The organism is Bradyrhizobium sp. USDA 4341, assembly GCF_054063755.1.
Genome location: NZ_JBSSGO010000002.1, coordinates 1,989,509 through 2,006,076 on the forward strand (window position 1 = coordinate 1,989,509; position 16,568 = coordinate 2,006,076).

14 protein-coding genes are annotated in these 16,568 nt (G+C 64.1%); 10 read left to right on the top strand and 4 right to left on the bottom strand.

Annotated elements, in window-relative coordinates:
- Nucleotides 1-62: 62 nt before the first annotated feature.
- The 3 genes from ACVIGB_RS15435 to ACVIGB_RS15445 all read left to right on the top strand — a co-directional run bounded on the left by ACVIGB_RS15435 (nt 63) and on the right by ACVIGB_RS15445 (nt 4,310).
- Entirely contained in the window at nt 63-815 is a 753-nt protein-coding gene (locus ACVIGB_RS15435; protein ID WP_456721978.1) for a GntR family transcriptional regulator, read from the top strand.
- Between the two features lie 95 nt (nt 816-910).
- The gene (locus tag ACVIGB_RS15440) at nt 911-3,889 is read left to right on the top strand and encodes an FAD-binding and (Fe-S)-binding domain-containing protein (RefSeq protein ID WP_456721977.1); all 2,979 of its coding nucleotides are present in this window, start codon (nt 911-913) and stop codon (nt 3,887-3,889) included.
- A complete protein-coding gene (locus tag ACVIGB_RS15445) occupies nt 3,882-4,310 on the top strand; it encodes a GlcG/HbpS family heme-binding protein (protein WP_194460084.1) in 429 nt (142 codons plus the stop codon). The genes ACVIGB_RS15440 and ACVIGB_RS15445 overlap by 8 nt, the downstream gene beginning before the upstream one ends.
- 392 nt (nt 4,311-4,702) lie before the next feature.
- Here ACVIGB_RS15445 and ACVIGB_RS15450 read toward each other — a convergent pair whose 3' ends face one another.
- From ACVIGB_RS15450 to ACVIGB_RS15460, 3 genes are all read right to left on the bottom strand, one after another.
- Nucleotides 4,703-5,482, bottom strand: coding sequence for an enoyl-CoA hydratase/isomerase family protein (locus ACVIGB_RS15450; protein ID WP_456721976.1), 780 nt, complete (start codon nt 5,480-5,482; stop codon nt 4,703-4,705).
- Between the two features lie 79 nt (nt 5,483-5,561).
- Nucleotides 5,562-7,661 (bottom strand): molybdopterin oxidoreductase family protein, encoded by a 2,100-nt coding sequence (locus ACVIGB_RS15455; protein WP_456721975.1) that lies wholly within the window; start codon nt 7,659-7,661, stop codon nt 5,562-5,564.
- 123 nt (nt 7,662-7,784) lie between these two features.
- The gene (locus ACVIGB_RS15460; RefSeq protein ID WP_456721974.1) at nt 7,785-8,855 is read right to left on the bottom strand and encodes an ABC transporter substrate-binding protein; all 1,071 of its coding nucleotides are present in this window, start codon (nt 8,853-8,855) and stop codon (nt 7,785-7,787) included.
- A gap of 175 nt (nt 8,856-9,030) precedes the next feature.
- On the opposite strand from ACVIGB_RS15460, the gene ACVIGB_RS15465 reads away from it, so the two are divergent.
- Both ACVIGB_RS15465 and ACVIGB_RS15470 read left to right on the top strand, forming a co-directional pair.
- Nucleotides 9,031-9,981, top strand: a complete 951-nt coding sequence (locus ACVIGB_RS15465; RefSeq protein ID WP_456725166.1) for a Bug family tripartite tricarboxylate transporter substrate binding protein — start codon at nt 9,031-9,033, stop codon at nt 9,979-9,981.
- Nucleotides 9,982-10,020: 39 nt separating this feature from the next.
- Complete coding sequence (locus tag ACVIGB_RS15470) at nt 10,021-10,719, top strand: molybdate ABC transporter substrate-binding protein (RefSeq protein WP_456721973.1); 699 nt, start codon at nt 10,021-10,023, stop codon at nt 10,717-10,719.
- Here ACVIGB_RS15470 and ACVIGB_RS15475 read toward each other — a convergent pair.
- Complete coding sequence (locus tag ACVIGB_RS15475) at nt 10,716-11,522, bottom strand: SDR family NAD(P)-dependent oxidoreductase (RefSeq protein WP_456721972.1); 807 nt, start codon at nt 11,520-11,522, stop codon at nt 10,716-10,718. The genes ACVIGB_RS15470 and ACVIGB_RS15475 overlap by 4 nt on opposite strands.
- A gap of 81 nt (nt 11,523-11,603) precedes the next feature.
- Here ACVIGB_RS15475 and ACVIGB_RS15480 point away from each other — a divergent pair, with 81 nt between their 5' ends.
- The 5 genes from ACVIGB_RS15480 to ACVIGB_RS15500 all read left to right on the top strand — a co-directional run bounded on the left by ACVIGB_RS15480 (nt 11,604) and on the right by ACVIGB_RS15500 (nt 16,562).
- On the top strand, nt 11,604-12,347 hold the full coding sequence (locus ACVIGB_RS15480) for a GntR family transcriptional regulator (RefSeq protein ID WP_456721971.1): 744 nt from the start codon (nt 11,604-11,606) through the stop codon (nt 12,345-12,347).
- Between the two features lie 41 nt (nt 12,348-12,388).
- Nucleotides 12,389-13,420, top strand: coding sequence for a TRAP transporter substrate-binding protein (locus ACVIGB_RS15485; RefSeq protein ID WP_456721970.1), 1,032 nt, complete (start codon nt 12,389-12,391; stop codon nt 13,418-13,420).
- A 42-nt stretch (nt 13,421-13,462) separates the two neighbouring features.
- Nucleotides 13,463-13,975, top strand: coding sequence for a TRAP transporter small permease (locus ACVIGB_RS15490; RefSeq protein ID WP_207831406.1), 513 nt, complete (start codon nt 13,463-13,465; stop codon nt 13,973-13,975).
- Between the two features lie 15 nt (nt 13,976-13,990).
- A complete protein-coding gene (locus ACVIGB_RS15495; protein WP_176530067.1) occupies nt 13,991-15,286 on the top strand; it encodes a TRAP transporter large permease in 1,296 nt (431 codons plus the stop codon).
- 184 nt (nt 15,287-15,470) lie between these two features.
- Nucleotides 15,471-16,562: an amidohydrolase family protein gene (locus tag ACVIGB_RS15500; RefSeq protein WP_456721969.1), complete on the top strand. Its 1,092-nt coding sequence runs from the start codon at nt 15,471-15,473 to the stop codon at nt 16,560-16,562.
- The last annotated feature ends 6 nt before the right edge of the window (nt 16,563-16,568 follow it).

Genomic DNA, 16,568 nt, shown 5'->3' on the forward strand with positions numbered 1-16,568 from the left:
CCAATTTTGGTATTCGATTGTGGAGATCGACGCGACCGCGCCGGCAAATTATTGTTCAGAATATGAAATCTGCGATTCCCGAGACCGGGGTTCCGATCACCCAGCCCGCCGCCGGCAACGGCAGCGACCGCCAGGAGGTCTCGCTTCACGGCGAAATCCTGCTGCGGCTCCGCGACTATGTGGTGGAAGGCAACATTCCGGAGGGCGGGCGCGTTCCGGAACGCCAGCTGTGCGAAATGCTGGGGATCTCCAGGACGCCGCTGCGCGAGGCGCTCAAGGTGCTGGCCGCCGAAGGCCTGATCGAGCTCTTGCCCAATCGCGGCGCGCGGGTGCGCCAGCTCAGCCAGCGCGACCTCGAGGAACTGTTCGACGTCATGGCCGGAATGGAGAGCCTGGCCGGACGGCTGGCCTGCGAGAACATCACGGACGAGGAAATCGCGGCGATCGAGCGACTGCACTACGAGATGTACGGTCACTATCTGCACCGCGACATGCACGGCTACTTCCAGACCAACCAGCAGATCCACGAGAGCATCGTCGCGGCTGCGCGCAACGAGACGCTGAAGACAACCTACGCCAACTTCGCGGGCCGGATCCGCCGCGTGCGCTACTCCGCCAATTTCGCCCGCAAGCGGCAACGCTGGGCCGAGGCGATGCGCGAGCACGAGGCGATCCTCGATGCGCTGCGCCGCCGCGCCGGCAGCGAGCTCAGCGACATCCTGTTCGGACATCTGCGCAACAAGCGGAGCGCTGCCATCGAGCACCTTGCCGAGGGACCGGACAGCGGCCAAGAGGCGACGCCTCAAGGCAGCTAGTTGCTCATTTTGAATTCATAATGTAATTCTCGGCTCAATCGAATGAATAATCCCCGGGCAATATGGGTTGCGCCGCGGATCACATCGGATCTGGGATGAAGAACGCCTCATCGCTCGAACAGCGCCTGCGGTCCGACCTGACCGGCGACGTGTTTTTCGATGCCTTCAACCGCGGCCGCTACGCGACCGACGCCTCGTTCTACCAGATCATGCCGGCCGGCGTGGTGGTGCCGCGCACCGTCGACGAGGCGCTGCGCACGCTTGCGATCGTCCGCGACGCCGGGCGGATCGTGACCCCGCGCGGCGGCGGCACCTCGCAATGCGGCCAGACCGTCAATGACGGCATCGTGGTCGACCTCTCCAAGCACCTGAACCGGATCTTGTCGCTCGACGTCGAGAACCGCATCTGCGTGGTCGAGCCCGGCATCGTGCTCGACGATCTCAACCGTCAGCTGAAGAAGCATGGGCTGTGGTTTCCGGTCGACGTCTCGACCGCGTCGCGCGCCACCATCGGCGGCATGGCCGGCAACAATTCCTGCGGCGGCCGCTCGCTGCGCTACGGCACCATGCGCGACAATACGCTGTCGATGGATGCAGCGCTCGCCGACGGCACGCTGCTGCATTTCGGCGAGGTGCCGCGCGACCTGACGCGGATCAATGCGTCCGACAGCGGATCGAAGCTGTTCCGCTACATGCTCGATCTCGGCGAGCGCGAGGCGGCCGAGATCGCGGACAAATTCCCCAAGGTGCAGCGACGCGTCGGCGGTTATAACCTCGACGCGCTGGTGCCGCGCAATGCGCCGAACAACATGGCGCATCTCCTCGTCGGCTCGGAGGGGACGCTCGCCTTCACGACGCAGGTCGAGCTGAAGCTGTGGCCTGTGATCCGCAACAAGGCGCTCGGCGTCTGCCATTTCGGCAGCTTCTACGAGGCGATGGACGCGGCCCAGCATCTGGTGAAGCTGCGGCCGATCGCAGTGGAGCTGGTCGATCGCACCATGATCGCGCTCGGCCGCGAGATCGCGATGTTCCAGCCGATCATTTCCGCGGCGGTGCGCGGCGATCCCGACGCGATCCTGGTTGTCGAGTTCGCCGAGGAAGATCAGGCCGACAACCTCGCCCGCCTGAAGCAGCTCGACGAGCTGATGGCCGACCTCGGTTTCGGCTGGGACAAGCCACCGCGCAAATGGGGCGGCGTGGTCGAGATCGTCGAGCCCGCGCTGCAATCCGGCATCGCCGATTTCCGCGCCGCCGGCCTCAACGTCATGATGTCGATGAAGCAGGAGGGCAAGCCGGTCTCGTTCGTCGAGGATTGCGCGGTGCCGCTGCCGCATCTCGCCGACTACACCGAACGGCTCAATGCCATCTTCGCCAAGCACGGCACCCGCGGCACGATGTATGCGCACGCCTCCGAAGGCTGCCTGCATGTGCGCCCGGTGCTCAATCTCAAGCTCGAGAAGGACGTCAAGGCAATGCGCGCCATTGCCGAGGAAGCCTTCGCGATGGTGCGCGAGTACAAGGGTTCGCATTCCGGGGAGCACGGCGACGGCCTGGTGCGCTCGGAATTCCACGAGACGATGTTCGGCGCGCGCATCGTCGCCGATTTCCGCGAGGTCAAGCAGCGCTTCGATCCGGACAATACACTCAATCCGGGCAAGATCGTCGATCCGCCTGACATGGACGACCGCTCGCTGTTTCGCTATTCGCCGGAGTATCGCGTCGGCGAATTGAAGACGGCGCTGGACTGGTCGACCTATCCCGGCGCCGGCGGCGGTTTCCAGGGCGCCGTCGAGATGTGCAACAACAACGGCGCCTGCCGGAAGCTCGAGGGCGGCGTGATGTGCCCGTCCTATCGGGCGACGCGCAACGAGAAGGACGTCACCCGTGGCCGCGCCAATACGCTACGGCTGGCGATCTCGGGCCAGTTGGGTGCGGACGCGCTCGCCTCCGACGAGATGATGGACACGCTGAAGCTCTGCGTCTCCTGCAAGGCGTGCCGCCATGAATGCCCGACCGGCGTCGACATGGCCAAGATGAAGGTCGAGGTGCTGGCTGCGCGCGCCGCGACGCATGGTCTGTCGCTGCGCGACCGGCTGGTCGGCTATCTGCCGCGCTATGTCGATCTCGCCTCGCGCTTCGCCCCGCTTGCGAACTGGCGCAACCGCAGCCCGCTGCTGCGCGCGCTGTTCGAGAAACTCGCCGGCATCAGCGCGAAGCGCGCGCTGCCGGCGTTTCGCCGCGACGCCTTCCGGCCGGACGCCGAGGTGATGGGTCCGTCCGACGGACGCGAGGTGGTGCTGTTCGCCGATACGTTCAACCGCAGCTATGAGCGGGAGAATCTCGACGCCGCGATCGAGGTCCTGGTCGCCGGCGGCTATCGCGTGCATCTGCCGAAGCCATTGGACAGCGCCCGCCCGCCGTGCTGCGGGCGGACGTTCCTGTCGGCTGGACTGGTTGAGCAGGCGCGTGCCGAGCTCAACCGGCTGGTTTCAACCTACGCGCCGTTCGCGGCGCGCGGCGTGCCGATCATCGGCCTGGAGCCGAGTTGCCTGCTGACCTTGCGCGACGAGCTGCTGTCGCTGCGTTCGGATGACGCCGCCAAGACCGTCAGCACCCATGCCCTGCTGTTCGAGGAATTTTTGGTGCGCGAGGCCGAGGCCGGCCGCCTCGCTCTGCCGCTCGGGGTGGTTGCCGGCAAGGCCGTCGTGCACGGTCATTGCCACCAAAAATCCTTCGGTGCGTTCAAGCCGGTGGAGAAGGTGCTGCGGCTGGTGCCGGGCCTTGAGGTTAAAACCATTGAATCAAGCTGCTGCGGCATGGCCGGCGCGTTCGGTTATGGCGCGGAGACCTATCAGGCCTCGATTGAGATGGCCGAGCTGTCGCTGCTCCCCGCGGTTCGCAGCGCCGATCCGGACACGCTGGTCGTGGCTGACGGCACCTCATGCCGGCACCAGATCAAGGACGGCAGCGGGCGCACGCCGCTGCATGTCGCCAGCGTATTGGCGATAAGCCTGAAACGTGCGAAATCGCATTCCGACACATTGTTACCGACAAAGGAAGAGGCCCATGGCTGAACTCACTCTCGAAATTGCCCGCAAGATTCTGGATGCCGCGCTGGCCAAGGGCGTCGAGAAGAAGCTGAAGCCGCTGGTGGTCACCATCCTCGACGCGCGCGGCGCGGTGAAGGTGACGGCCGCGCAGGACGGCACCAGCCTGATGCGGGCCGAGATCGCCCACGGCAAGGCCTATGGTGCGCTGGCGCTGGGCATGGGATCGCGGGCGCTGTTTCAGCGCGCACAGGAGCAGGCCTATTTCATCGATTCCGTGAACACGCTGGCGCAGGGCCGGCTGGTGCCGGTCCCCGGCGGCGTGCTGATCATGGACGGCGCGACCCTGCTCGGCGCCGTCGGCGTCAGCGGCGACACCTCGGACAATGACGAGATCTGCGCCGTGGCCGGCATCGAAGCCGCCGGCCTGAAAGCCAACGCGGGCTAGCGTGCGATGGGCATCGCGCTCCCTCACCCCGTTCTCCCGGGGAGAGGGAGCGAGGCGCGCTCGCGCGATTTCGGTATAATAGAATAATGCCGCTGATTTGCCCGACGTGTCAAGTTGCCGTGTCGAACGCCGGCAGCCGCCCGGCTACTTTGCATGGGGTTGTTTTCGATATTTTGATACTGCGCGCCTGAGAGGACGTGAAGCTTTGTCCTCATCCACTGTTGTCGTCGCCCGGCTTGACCGGGCGACCCAGTACGCCGCGGCCTATCGGCTCAAGCACAACCGTCTCTGGAATACTGGATCACCCGCATGCGCGGGTGATGACACTGAGCAAGCCAATTCCGTCACCCTGAGCGGCCGTATGCAGCGAGGCGAAGCGGCACAGTGATGCCTCAGCGCCCCGTCCAGGTCGGCTTGCGCTTCTCGCCGAAGGCCTTGAGGCCTTCCTTGGCATCCTCGGTCATCGCAAGCAGCGCGATCTGGCTTTCGGTGTAGGCGATGCTTTCGTCGAACGACATCGACGCGATCGCCCGCATCGCATATTTGCCGCGACGAATCGCCGTCGGTGACTTGTCGACGATGCGGCCGATCAGCCAATCGACCTTGGCATCGAGCTCGGCCGCCGGCACGACGTAGTTGAGAAGACCCGCGGCCTGCGCCGTCTTGGCGTCGAACGGCTCGCCGGTCAGCGCCCATTCGTTGATGAGGCGTGCGGGGGCGATCGACTGCAGCAGGCTCAGCACCTGCATCGGAAACACGCCGACCTTCACCTCGGGCAGACCGAAGATCACCTGATCGCCGGCCACCGCCATGTCGGTCATGCACAGCAGGCCCATGCCGCCGGCCATGCAGACGCCGCCGACCCGCGCAATCGCGGGTTTGGTCGCGTTCTGCGACAGCCGCAGCAGATCGGCGTAGTCGATATTCGGGCGCGAGAAATCCATTGAGAATGCCGCGCCGCTGTTCTGCAGATCGGCGCCGGCGCAGAACGCCTTGTCGCCCGCGCCCGTCAGCACGATGACGCGCACGTCCTTGTCGTCATGCGCCTCGCGGTAGCCCCTGGCGATGCCCGCGATCACACCGGCATTGAGCGCGTTGCGCTTGTCCGGGCGGTTGATGGTGATCCAGAACGCCTGCCCGCGCTTCTCGAGAAGAGCGCTGTTTTCGGTCATGTTTCCTGCCTGTTTTCTTGCCTGTGCGCTGTTGCCAGCCGACATTTGCGGCAGGATCGGCGCCGACTGCAAGCAGGATTTATGCGGCGGCGGACGCCTTCCTGATCCAGACCTTGTTGTCGTGGAATGCGGCGCCGCCGAGCGGTGCGACCGCCTCCGCCCCGGTCAGCATGTTGATGCCGCGCCCGCCGATGTGGGACTTGTTGGGATGGATCGACTCGGCGATCAGCACGCCGCGGCGAACGCCATCGAACAGCTTTGCGGTCAGCGTGGTCTCACCGCGCATGTTGCCGAGCGTCACGGCCTCCCCGTCGGCGATCGACAGCGCGGCCGCATCGTCGGGATGAATCATCACGGTCGGCGCGCCCTCGCGGGCCTGCGACGACGGCGTTTCGTTGAAGCTGGTGTTGAGGAAGCTGCGCGACGGTGACGTCGCGAGCCGGAACGGATGCTGCGCGTCCGCCTCCTCGATGATGGTCCAGTGGTCGGGCAGCGAGGGCATCTTGTCCCACGCGCCCATCAGCCCGCCCGCGCCGACCGGCACCTTGCCCCAATCGACCTTGAAGTGGAACTTCTTGTCGGAATGGGCGAAGCCGTCGAGATAATGCGAGGTGCGAAAATCCGGCTGCAAGTCGCGCCAAATATCAGCCTCCAGCGCTTCGATATCGCCATGCCCACTTTTCTTCAAAGTTGCGTCTATCAACTGCCGCGGCGTCATGTCGAAACCGGGATGCACCGCGTTGAGGCGACGGCCGAGCCCCTGCAGCACCTCGTGATTGGAGCGGCACTCGCCGGGCGGATCGATCAGCTTCGGGCCGACCGAGATGTGCTGATGACCGCCGCCGTAATAGAGGTCGTCGTGCTCCATGAACATCGTCGCCGGCAGCACGATGTCGGCCATCTGCGCCGTCTCGGTCATGAACTGCTCGTGCACCGCGACGAACAGGTCCTCGCGGGCAAAGCCCTGGCGCACCAGCGCCTGCTCGGGCGCGACCGTCATCGGATTGGTGTTCTGGATCAGCATCGCCTTCACCGGCCCGCCGCCGCGCAGCGCCTCGGAATCGCCGGTCAGGATGCGGCCGATCTTCGACTGGTCGAGCACCCGCGTGGTGGGATCGATCGCATCGTGGCCTTCAATGATCGACTCGTCGAAGCGCCAGATGCCGGCATTGTTGAAGAATGCGCCGCCGCCCTCATACTGCCAGGCGCCGGTCACCGCAGGAATGCACAGCGCGGCGTGCATCTGCGCGGCGCCGTTGCGGCTGCGGGTGAACCCGTAGCCAAGACGGAAGAAGGAGCGCTGGGTCTGTCCGACCAGCCGCGCGAACGCCTCGATCTCCTCGACCGGCACGCCCGAGATCGCTGATGCCCATTCCGGCGTGCGCATCTTCAGATGTGCCTCCAGTTCGCCGGGGCAATCGGTATAGCGTGCCATGTAGTCGCGATCGGCAAATCCCTCGCGGAACAGCACGTGCATCACGGCACAGGCGAAGGCGCCATCGGTTCCCGGCCGCAGCAGAATCTTGATATCCGCCTGCTTCATAGTCTCGTTGTTGTAAACGTCGACCGCGGCAATCTTGGCGCCGCGCTCCTTGCGCGCGCGCGACGCATGCGTCATCACGTTGACTTGGGTGTTCACCGGATTGGTGCCCCAGATCACGACGAGATCAGAGACGCCCATCTCGCGCGGATCGACGCCGGCGATCTTGCCGGTCCCGGCGGCGAAGCCGATGCGCGCAATGGTCGAGCAAATCGTTCCGTAGAAGCGCGAATACTTCTTCACATGCGACAGCCGGTTGAGGCCGTCGCGCATCACGAGCCCCATGGTGCCGGCGTAGTAATACGGCCAGACCGACTCGGCGCCGAACTCCCGCTCGGCAGCGTCGAAACGCGCCGCGATCTCGTCCAGCGCCTCGTCCCAGGAAATCCGCGCGAATTGGCCGGAGCCCTTCGGGCCGGTCCGGCGCAGCGGATGCATCAGCCGCTCGGCATGGTGGATCCGCTCGGCGTAGCGCGCCACCTTGGCGCAGACCACGCCGGCCGTATAGGTCTGCCGCTTCGAGCCGCGCACCCTGCCGATCGAGCGTCCTTCGATCACTTCGACGTCGAGCGCACATGCCGAGGGGCAGTCGTGCGGACAGGTGGAATGGCGGATATCGACCTTGGCATGCTGGTTCATGCCAAATTGGTAACATCAAATATCCGCTCCGCCGAGGGGCATTATTGACTTAGTCCGGGCGAAAACCGCGCATAAGCCATGCGGCAAACGCCGAAATGCTCGGCTACCGGCCCACTCCGTTCGTCAAACGCGGAAGATCCGGGTGTAGTGCGATTTGATCGATTCTCCTTCCCTCTCCACCGCCACCGGGTCGTCCTTCATCGTCTTGATGTCCTTCAACGGCGCGCGCCCGGCCTTCTCCTGGGCCTGCGCGTGGACCGACCTGAGGCCGCCGATCTCGACGTTAAGCTGCTGCCCCTCTCGTCCGAGCGCGAACGACTGAAACAGCCTTGCCGCATTCGGATGCGGACAGTCCTTGAAGATCCCATTGGGGCCGACAATGATCGGCGACCCTTCGGTGGCATAGACCGGCTCGACCGGGCGGCCGGCCTCCTTCAGCTGAAAGATGTTGTACTCGTTGCCGTCGGCCATCACCGCGCGCTCGCCGAGGTCGAGCTTCTTTGGTGGATCGGTCGAGGACTGCACCTGCATGATGTTCTGCTTTGCGAGCCTCTCGAAGAAGCTCCAGCCAAGGTCGCGCTGCATTTGATAGGTCGCGGTCATGATGGTGCCGCTATAGCCGGGGTGCCCCTTCACGATCTTGCCCTTCCATTTCGGATCGAGCAGATCGGCGAAGCTCTTCGGCGCATCCTCGGCCTTCACGAGATTGGTGTTGTAGGCAATGATCGAAAGCCAGACCCGAAAGCTTGCGAACTGCCCGTCCGCATCGCGATGCTCCTCCGGATAATATTTCGCGACCTCCTCCGGGACATAGGGCGCCAGGATGCCGTCGCGCTTCCACACGATGAAATGCGCGGCGTCGGAAGAATTGACGACATCGGCCGCATGAATGTTGCTGGCGTATTCCTGGCCGACGCGCTGGAACACGCGCTCCGCGCCGGTGCGTTCGACACGCACGGTAATCCCAGCATATTTTGCCTCGAATGCTTTCGCCAATTTCTCCGCGACCGGCAGATCGGTCGAGGTGTAATAGACGACCTGGCCCTCTTTCTTCGCCGCCTCGATCAGCGCTGGCGTAACCGGTTCCGCAGCTGGCGCGGCGGCCATCACGCGCGTTGAAAAGGCGGTCCCCGCCAGCACGGTGCTGGCGCCCTTCAGCAGATCGCGGCGCGATAGTCCAGGATGTTTCCTCATTTGATTCCCCGCACGCGATGGCGAAGTTTGAGTACACCGTCCTCCCGCCCTTGTTCCGATGCGCGAAGACGATGTCTGTCGTCGACAGATGCTTCAGGTTGCAGCTAGACTTCTGGTCAAGAAAGAAGACTAAAGTTGGGGGAGACGATCAATGGCGGACTTTCGGTACGCCTTGATGTGTGTCGCGGCATTGCTGATCGTGTCGATGTCAGGCTCACATGCGGACGCCGAGGATTACCCGGCGCGGCCGGTCAGGATCATCGTTCCGTTTGGTCCCGGCGGTCCGGCCGATGTCGTTGCGCGCCAGATCGGCAGCATCTTGCAGGAAAACCTCGGCCAGCCCTTCGTGGTGGAGAACCGCACCGGCGCCGGCGGCGTGATCGGCACGCTCGAGGCCGCGAAGGCGCCGGCCGATGGCTACACCCTTCTGGTGATGTCGAACACCCAGACCGCCAATGAATCGCTGGTGCCTCAGCGCAAATATGAGCTGATGCGCGACCTGACGCCGGTCGCAACCCTGAACACTTCGGATCTGGTGATCGTGGTCCACCCCGCCGTGCCGGCCAGGACGCTGCAGGAATTCATCGCGCTTGCAAAGGCAGAGCCCGGAAAGCTGAACTACGCCTCGTCGGGTCAGGGGACGCCGTATCACATGGCGGGCGAGTTGTTCAAAGCCACGGCCGGGATCAACATCGTGCATGTGCCCTACCGCAACAGTGGCGAGGCCCGCAGCGGCGTCATCGGCGGCCAGGTCCAGATGATGATCGACGCCGTTCCGGCGATGGCACCGAATGTTGCCGAGAACCAGGTGCGCGCGCTGGCAACAACCGGCAAGACGCGTTCCGCAGTGCTGTCCAGTGTTCCCACGGTCATCGAGGCCGGCGTCTCCGGCTATGAGGCGACGATCTGGCTCGGCTTGATGGCCCCAGCAGGTACGCCGAAGCCGATCATCGAGAAACTCAACACGGCCGTGAATGCCGCGGTCAGGCGGCCGGAGGTCGAGAAGTTTTGGGCCGAGCAGGGCGCGGTGCCGATGACCATGACGCCGGATGCCTTCGACAAATTTCTGCGCGCCGATATCGTGAAGTGGGCAGACGTCGTCAAAAGACTGGACAAGGCCGAATAGGCACGTAGCGGCCAAACGGTGGTGACAGAACAGGTGCAAATGAAGACGTTGAACATCCTGAGCGGCGGCGCGGCGCAGGGCCTGGTGCGCAGCCTTGCGCCAGCGTTTGAAGCCGAAACCGGCCTCGGCATTGCCGGTGATTTTGGCGCGGTCGGCGTCATGGCCGACAGATTGCGGGCCGGCGTTCCGACCGACATCGCCATCCTGACCGCTGCGCTGATCGCGAAGCTTGCCGACGAAGGGCTGGTTTTGCGCAGTTCGATCGCTGACATCGGCCGCGTTGAAACCGCCCTCGCCGTCCGCGCCGGCGACCCGCCGGCGAGCGCGGAGGACGCCGCCAGCCTGCGCGCGGTGCTGCTCGCTGCGGATGCGATCTTCGTGCCCGATACCAAGGCGTCAACCGCTGGAATTCATGTCGCCAGGGTGCTGGCGCAACTCGATATCGCCGATGCCGTCGCCGATCGGCTGAAAGTCTTTCCGAACGGCGCAACGGCCATGCGGCATCTGGCCAAGTCGAGCGACCGGCGGCCGATTGGTTGCACGCAATCCACCGAGATCATCAGCACGCAGGGTGTCGTGCTATCGGGCACGTTGCCGCCGGGATGCGGGCTCGCAACCATGTATACGGCTGCCGTTGCGACGCAGGCCTCGGCTGCATCGCAGGCGCAGCGCCTGATCGCACTGCTGACGTCGTCAGATGCGTCGGAGCTACGCAGCAATGCGGGCTTTGTCTCCTAACGCGCCAGTTGCGTGAGGCCCGTCGGCGGTCCATCGACCGCGGTCCAGCCGCCGTCGACGAACAGCGTGCTGCCGCTGACATAGCTCGCCGCATCAGATGCAAGGTAAGCGACGGCGGTGGCAACCTCGTCGGCGCTGCTCCAGCGATTGAACACGGTGTGGCCGGCATAGAGGTTGTAGATATCCGGCCGCTGCTTGAACGGGCCGGTCAACGCGGTCTCCGCAATGCTCGGCGCGATGGCGTTGACGCGAACGCCGGACCGCCCGACCTCGGACGCGAAGCCCTTGACCAACAGCCCGATCGCCGCCTTGGTCGAACCATAGACTGCAAGCCCCGGCTCGATGGTCACCGCGCGCACCGAGGAGCAGGCAATCAGGCTACCGCCCTGTTGCTGGACCATGATGCGGCCGAACGCCTGGAAGAACCACACCGTGCCCTTGATGTTGAGGTTGATGACGCGATCGAGGTCCTCGTCGGTGTAGTCGAGGATGGTCTTGCGGATGTTCAGCCCCGGCGTGGTGACCGCGATGTCGACGCGCCGAAACTCCGCGAGCGCCTTCGCCGCCAGCGCCTCGACGTCCGCATGGTCGGCGGCATCGCAACCTGCGGCCGTTGCCGCTCCGCCCTGCTCCCGGATTGCCGCGGCGGTCGCATCCGCGCCCTCGAGCGTGCGATCGGCACACAGCACGCGTGCGTCGAGCGACGCCAGCGCTTCGGCCGAGGACCTGCCGATGCCTGAGGCGGCGCCCAACACGACGGCGGTCTTGCCGGTGAGATCGAACAGCTTGCGGTAGTCGGTCATGTGATCTCCGGGGATGCGAGCGGTGCTCGTTTGCCTTCCGTGACGACTTCATATACTAATATATCAATTTTCGGAGCAAGAATGCCCGCCCGCTCGCCGAAAAAGTCGGAGATCCGCAACCTCGCCGGCCACCGGCGGACCGGTCGTCCGCGGACCGCAACTGCGGCGGCGCGGATCTATGCTGAGCTGCGCGCTGAACTGGTCTCGCTGAAGCGCAGGCCTGGCGATCCGATCATCGAGGCTGAGATCGCGCGCGCATATGGCGTCAGCCGGACACCAGTACGGGAAGCCATCCTGCGCCTGTCGGACGAGGGCCTGGTCGAGATCTTCCCGCAATCCGGCATCTTCGTGTCGCGCATCCCGCTCGCCGCACTTCCGGAGGCGATTATCGTCCGTAGGTCGCTGGAGGAAACCACGACCCGCATGGCAACCGAGCGCGCCAGCGCGAGCCAGATCCTCAGCCTGCACGCGATCCTCGAACGCCAACGCGAGGCCGAGATGGCCGCCGATCGCGAAGCATTCCATCAGGCCGACGAAGCCTTTCACGCCGCCATCGCCGAAATTGCCGGACATCCCGGCATCTGGAAGCTGATCCTGCAGGTCAAGGTTCACGTGGACCGCTTCCGGTGGCTCACCTTGCCGCAGCGTGGACGGATGGCCGAAGTCATCGCCGAGCATGAGGCCGTGATGGTTGCGATCGAGGCGCGCGACCCGGCATCCGCCGGAGCCGCGATGGCCAGACATCTCGAACGGCTCCTGGCCGACATCTCGGCCACCCAGCACAACAATCCGGAGTTCTTCGACGAGCAAAGCCAGCCGGCATGACCGCGGCCGGGCTCCGGCCAGGCATTTTTGGGAGGAATGACATGAACCGTACAGATCGATCGCAGCACCGCGGTGCCGGGCTCAACCGTCGCGACGTCATCAAGATCGGCGCCGGCCTTGGCGCGGTCGTTGCGACCTCGGCGCAAACAGTCCTCGCCCAGTCGAAAGCGGTCTTCAAGGCGTCGGACGTACAGCCGCCGGGCTACCCGACTGTGGTCGCAACGGAAAACCTCGGCAAGAAGCTTGTGGCGGCGACCAACGGCCGCCTGTCGCTGCAGATGTTCCCCTCGATGCAGCTCGGCGGCGAGAAGGAAACCATCGAGCAGACTCAGATCGGCGCGGTCCAGATGCTGCGCGTCAGCGCCGGCTCGATCGGCCCGATCGTCGATGACATCAACGTCGTCAACATGCCCTTCCTGTTCAAGAACATGGCGCACGCCGAGCGGATGATGGACGGCCCGATCGGCCAGGAGCTGCTGGACAAGATCACGGCAAGCCCGAATGCCGGACTGGTCGCGTTGTGCTGGATGAATTCCGGCGCACGTAGCCTCTACAACACCAAGCACGCGATCAAGACGATCGCCGACATCAAGGGCCTCAAGTTCCGCGTCATCGGCAATCCGATCTTCATCGACATGATGAACGCGCTGGGCGGCAACGGTGTCGCGATGGGCTACGATCAGGTGTTCAGCGCGCTGCAGACCGGCGTCATCGACGGCGCCGAGAACAATCCCCCGAGCTACGTCTTCAGCAATCACTACACCGCAGCGAAGCACTTTTCGCTCACCGAGCACCTGATCGTTCCCGAGCTGCTGGTGTTCTCGAAACGCGCCTGGTCCGCGCTGGCAGCCGATGACCAGACGCTGATCAGGAAGCTTGCCCGCGAGGCGCAGATGGAAGAGCGCGGGCTCTGGAACACATACGAGCAGCAGGCGATGGAAAAGGCGAAGGCTGCCGGGTGCGAGATCATCGAGATTGCCGACAAGGCACCGTTCCAGAACGCGGTCAAACCGGTATGGGACAAATACGGCCCGAAATACGAGGACATGATCGGGCGCATCCAGTCTGCCTGACGTCACGCCATACGGGAAATCGTCCTCTTGCAGGAAACGGACATGGCCGGATCATATCGCCGCGCGATGGACTATTTGTATCTCGCCTGCGTCATCACGGGCTCTGTCGCGCTGATCCTGATTTCAGCCGTCATCCCCTGGGCAGTGTTCACGCGCTATGTCCTGAACAGCGCCGCATCCTGGCCCGAACCTCTCGCGGTGCTGCTCACCATCGTGGTGACGTTCATCGGTGCGGCCGCCGGATATCGGCTCAATCTGCATATGAACGTCGCATATTTTGCCAACAAGCTGCCTGATCCGCTTCGCAATCTGACCGACCTTGTGGTCCAGTTGCTGATGGGCCTGATCGCACTGTTCATGGTCATCTGGGGCGCTCGGCTCGTCGAGGTGACCTGGTACAACACGATCGCCGACTTCCCGTCGCTTTCGGTCGGCGTCACCTATCTTCCGATTCCGATCGGCGGCGCCTGTCTGCTCCTGTTCATCATCGAGCGGATTTTCCTGGGTGCGCCACCCGATCCGATCGCACCGCACCGCGACCTTTCCGCCGACTGATCGCGCGAGGCCATCATGGATATCCTCATTCTGCTCGCGACCATGCTGCTCTGTTTCCTGATCGGCATGCCGATCGCCTACTCGCTGGCGATGGCGGCCATCGTCGGCGCCTTGTGGATCGGCATTCCCCTGGAAGCGGTGATGCTGAAGATCTCCGACGGCGTCAGCAAGGTCGCGATGCTGACGATCCCGTTCTTCGTGCTGGCCGGCGCGATCATGGCCGAGGGCGGCATGGCCCGCCGCCTGGTTGCGTTTGCCGACGTGCTGGTTGGACTGACCCGGCTGCGTGGCGGCCTCTCGATCGTCAACGTGCTTGCGACGACATTCCTGAGCGGCATTTCCGGATCGGCCGTCGCCGATACATCTGCCATCGGTTCGGTGATGATCCCGCAGATGGAGAAGAACGGCTATCCGCGCGTGTTCGCGACAAATCTCACGATCACCTCGTCGGTGCAGGCCCTTCTGGTGCCGCCGAGCCACAATGCGGTGCTTTACTCGCTTGCGACGGGCGGAACGATTTCGATCAGCGCCCTCTTCATGGCCGGCGTATTCCCCGGGCTGCTGCTCGGCTTCTCGCTGATCATCCTTTGCCTGGCGGTCGCCTATCGCGAAAAGCATCCGCACGGCCAGACCGTGCCGGCCAAGGACGCGATCCGGATCGCCATCGATGCCTCCTGGGGTCTCATCACCCTCGTTATCATCCTTGGCGGCATTCTCGGCGGCATCTTCACGGCAATCGAAGCCGGCGCCGTCGCCTGCATCTGGGCTTTCTTCGTCACAATGTTCATCTATCGCGACTATCGCTGGCGCGACCTGCCGGTGCTGCTCCATCGCACACTGCGCACCGTCGCGATGGTGATGACGCTGATCGCGTGCGCCTCCAGCGTCGGCTACATCATGGCCCTGACGCAGATGCCGGCCAAGATGACCGCCTTCTTCCTGTCGATCTCCGATAACAAATACGTCATCCTGCTCCTGATCAACGTGCTGCTGCTGGTGCTTGGCACACTCGTCGATATGGCGCCATCGATCCTGATCGCAACGCCGATCCTGTTGCCTGTCATGAAGAACTTCGGCGTCGATCCGGTCCATTTCGGCATGATCATGCTGCTCAATCTCGGCATCGGCCTGTGCCACCCACCGGTCGGCGCAATTCTTTTTGTCGGCTGCGCGGTCGGCAAGGTCACGATCGAGCAGGTCATGCGCAAGATCTGGCCGTTCTACGCGGTGATGTTCTTTGTCCTGATGTGCGTGACCTATCTGCCGGAGATCTCGCTATGGCTGCCGCGGCAACTCCAGGTGCTGCACTGAGGGCAAGCGGCGTCTTGCAGAACCGCGGCCGTCACCGGACCCATCGACATCATCGCCAAGGCCGGGATCAAGCCGGTCTGAGCAGATCAACATTGCGCGACACGCACAGCGTGTTGTCTTGCGACCGCTCGCCGGCACCCCTAGGCTCCCCGTCCATAACAAAAAGACAAGGGAGGCAATCGTCATGACCACAAGGCGGGATTTCCTGAAAGCGGGAGCAGCGGCGGCGGGCATCGTGTTCTGCGGCTGCGGGCTCGTCCACAATGCGAATGCGCAGCAATCGCGCCAGAAATTGCCGGTCACCGTCGACGGCAAGCGTATCAAGACGATCGATATTCACTCGCATTGCCACTTCCGCGAGGCCGGTGCCCTGCTCGGCGCCGACGCCGGAAAACTGCAACTGCCGCCGGTCAACGGCGCCTCCGAGGCCTTCGTCGAAGTCGACAAGCGCCTCGCTGCGATGGACGCGCAGGCCGTCGATATGGAGGTGCTCTCGATCAATCCGTTCTGGTACGACCGCGATCGCGATCTCGCCGGAAAGATCGTGAAGATCCAGAATGAAAAGCTCGCCGAACTCTGCGCCTCGAAGCCCGACCGGTTCGCGGCTTTCGCGTCGCTGACGCTGCAGGCGCCGGACCTTGCGGTGCAGGAGCTGGAGACGGCGGTGAAGAAACAGGGGCTGAAGGGCGCCGCGATCGGCGGTGTGGTCGATGGCGTCGAATTCTCCGATCCCAGGTTTCATCCCGTGTGGGCCAAGGCCGAGGAACTCGGCGTCCCCCTCTTCATCCATCCGCAGGGCGTGCCCGAGCTCGGCAGGCGGCTCACCGGCAATGGCTGGCTCGGCAACACCATCGGCAACCCGCTCGAGACCACGATCGCACTGTCCCATTTGATCTTCGAGGGCACGCTCGACCGCTTCCCGGGACTGAGGATCATCGCCGCGCATGGCGGCGGCTATCTCCCCTCCTATGCCGATCGCTCGGATCATCCCTGCCTGGTCGGACCCAAGGGATGCAATCCCGAGATCAAGCTCCAGAAGGCGCCGACCGAATATCTCAAGCGGATCTACTTCGACTCTCTGGTCTTCACGCCCGAAGCGATCCGGCATCTCGCCGCCCAGGTTGGCGCCGGCCAGATTGTGCTGGGAAGCGACTATCCCTATCCATGGCAAATGGCACCGGCCGACCACATCTTCGGCTGCTCATCGCTGAGCGACGACGACAAGGCCAACATTCTCGGCCGGACTGCAGCGAAGCTGCTCGGCATTGCCGCGTGACGACGG

Coding starts and splice junctions, on each gene's coding strand:
- ACVIGB_RS15465 (WP_456725166.1), top strand. CDS start 9,031: ATGTGTGTCGCGGCATTGCTGATCGTGTCGATGTCAGGCTCACATGCG.
- ACVIGB_RS15440 (WP_456721977.1), top strand. CDS start 911: ATGAAGAACGCCTCATCGCTCGAACAGCGCCTGCGGTCCGACCTGACC.
- ACVIGB_RS15480 (WP_456721971.1), top strand. CDS start 11,604: ATGCCCGCCCGCTCGCCGAAAAAGTCGGAGATCCGCAACCTCGCCGGC.
- ACVIGB_RS15460 (WP_456721974.1), bottom strand. CDS start 8,855: ATGAGGAAACATCCTGGACTATCGCGCCGCGATCTGCTGAAGGGCGCC.
- ACVIGB_RS15450 (WP_456721976.1), bottom strand. CDS start 5,482: ATGACCGAAAACAGCGCTCTTCTCGAGAAGCGCGGGCAGGCGTTCTGG.
- ACVIGB_RS15435 (WP_456721978.1), top strand. CDS start 63: ATGAAATCTGCGATTCCCGAGACCGGGGTTCCGATCACCCAGCCCGCC.
- ACVIGB_RS15470 (WP_456721973.1), top strand. CDS start 10,021: ATGAAGACGTTGAACATCCTGAGCGGCGGCGCGGCGCAGGGCCTGGTG.
- ACVIGB_RS15455 (WP_456721975.1), bottom strand. CDS start 7,661: ATGAACCAGCATGCCAAGGTCGATATCCGCCATTCCACCTGTCCGCAC.
- ACVIGB_RS15485 (WP_456721970.1), top strand. CDS start 12,389: ATGAACCGTACAGATCGATCGCAGCACCGCGGTGCCGGGCTCAACCGT.
- ACVIGB_RS15490 (WP_207831406.1), top strand. CDS start 13,463: ATGGCCGGATCATATCGCCGCGCGATGGACTATTTGTATCTCGCCTGC.
- ACVIGB_RS15495 (WP_176530067.1), top strand. CDS start 13,991: ATGGATATCCTCATTCTGCTCGCGACCATGCTGCTCTGTTTCCTGATC.
- ACVIGB_RS15475 (WP_456721972.1), bottom strand. CDS start 11,522: ATGACCGACTACCGCAAGCTGTTCGATCTCACCGGCAAGACCGCCGTC.
- ACVIGB_RS15445 (WP_194460084.1), top strand. CDS start 3,882: ATGGCTGAACTCACTCTCGAAATTGCCCGCAAGATTCTGGATGCCGCG.
- ACVIGB_RS15500 (WP_456721969.1), top strand. CDS start 15,471: ATGACCACAAGGCGGGATTTCCTGAAAGCGGGAGCAGCGGCGGCGGGC.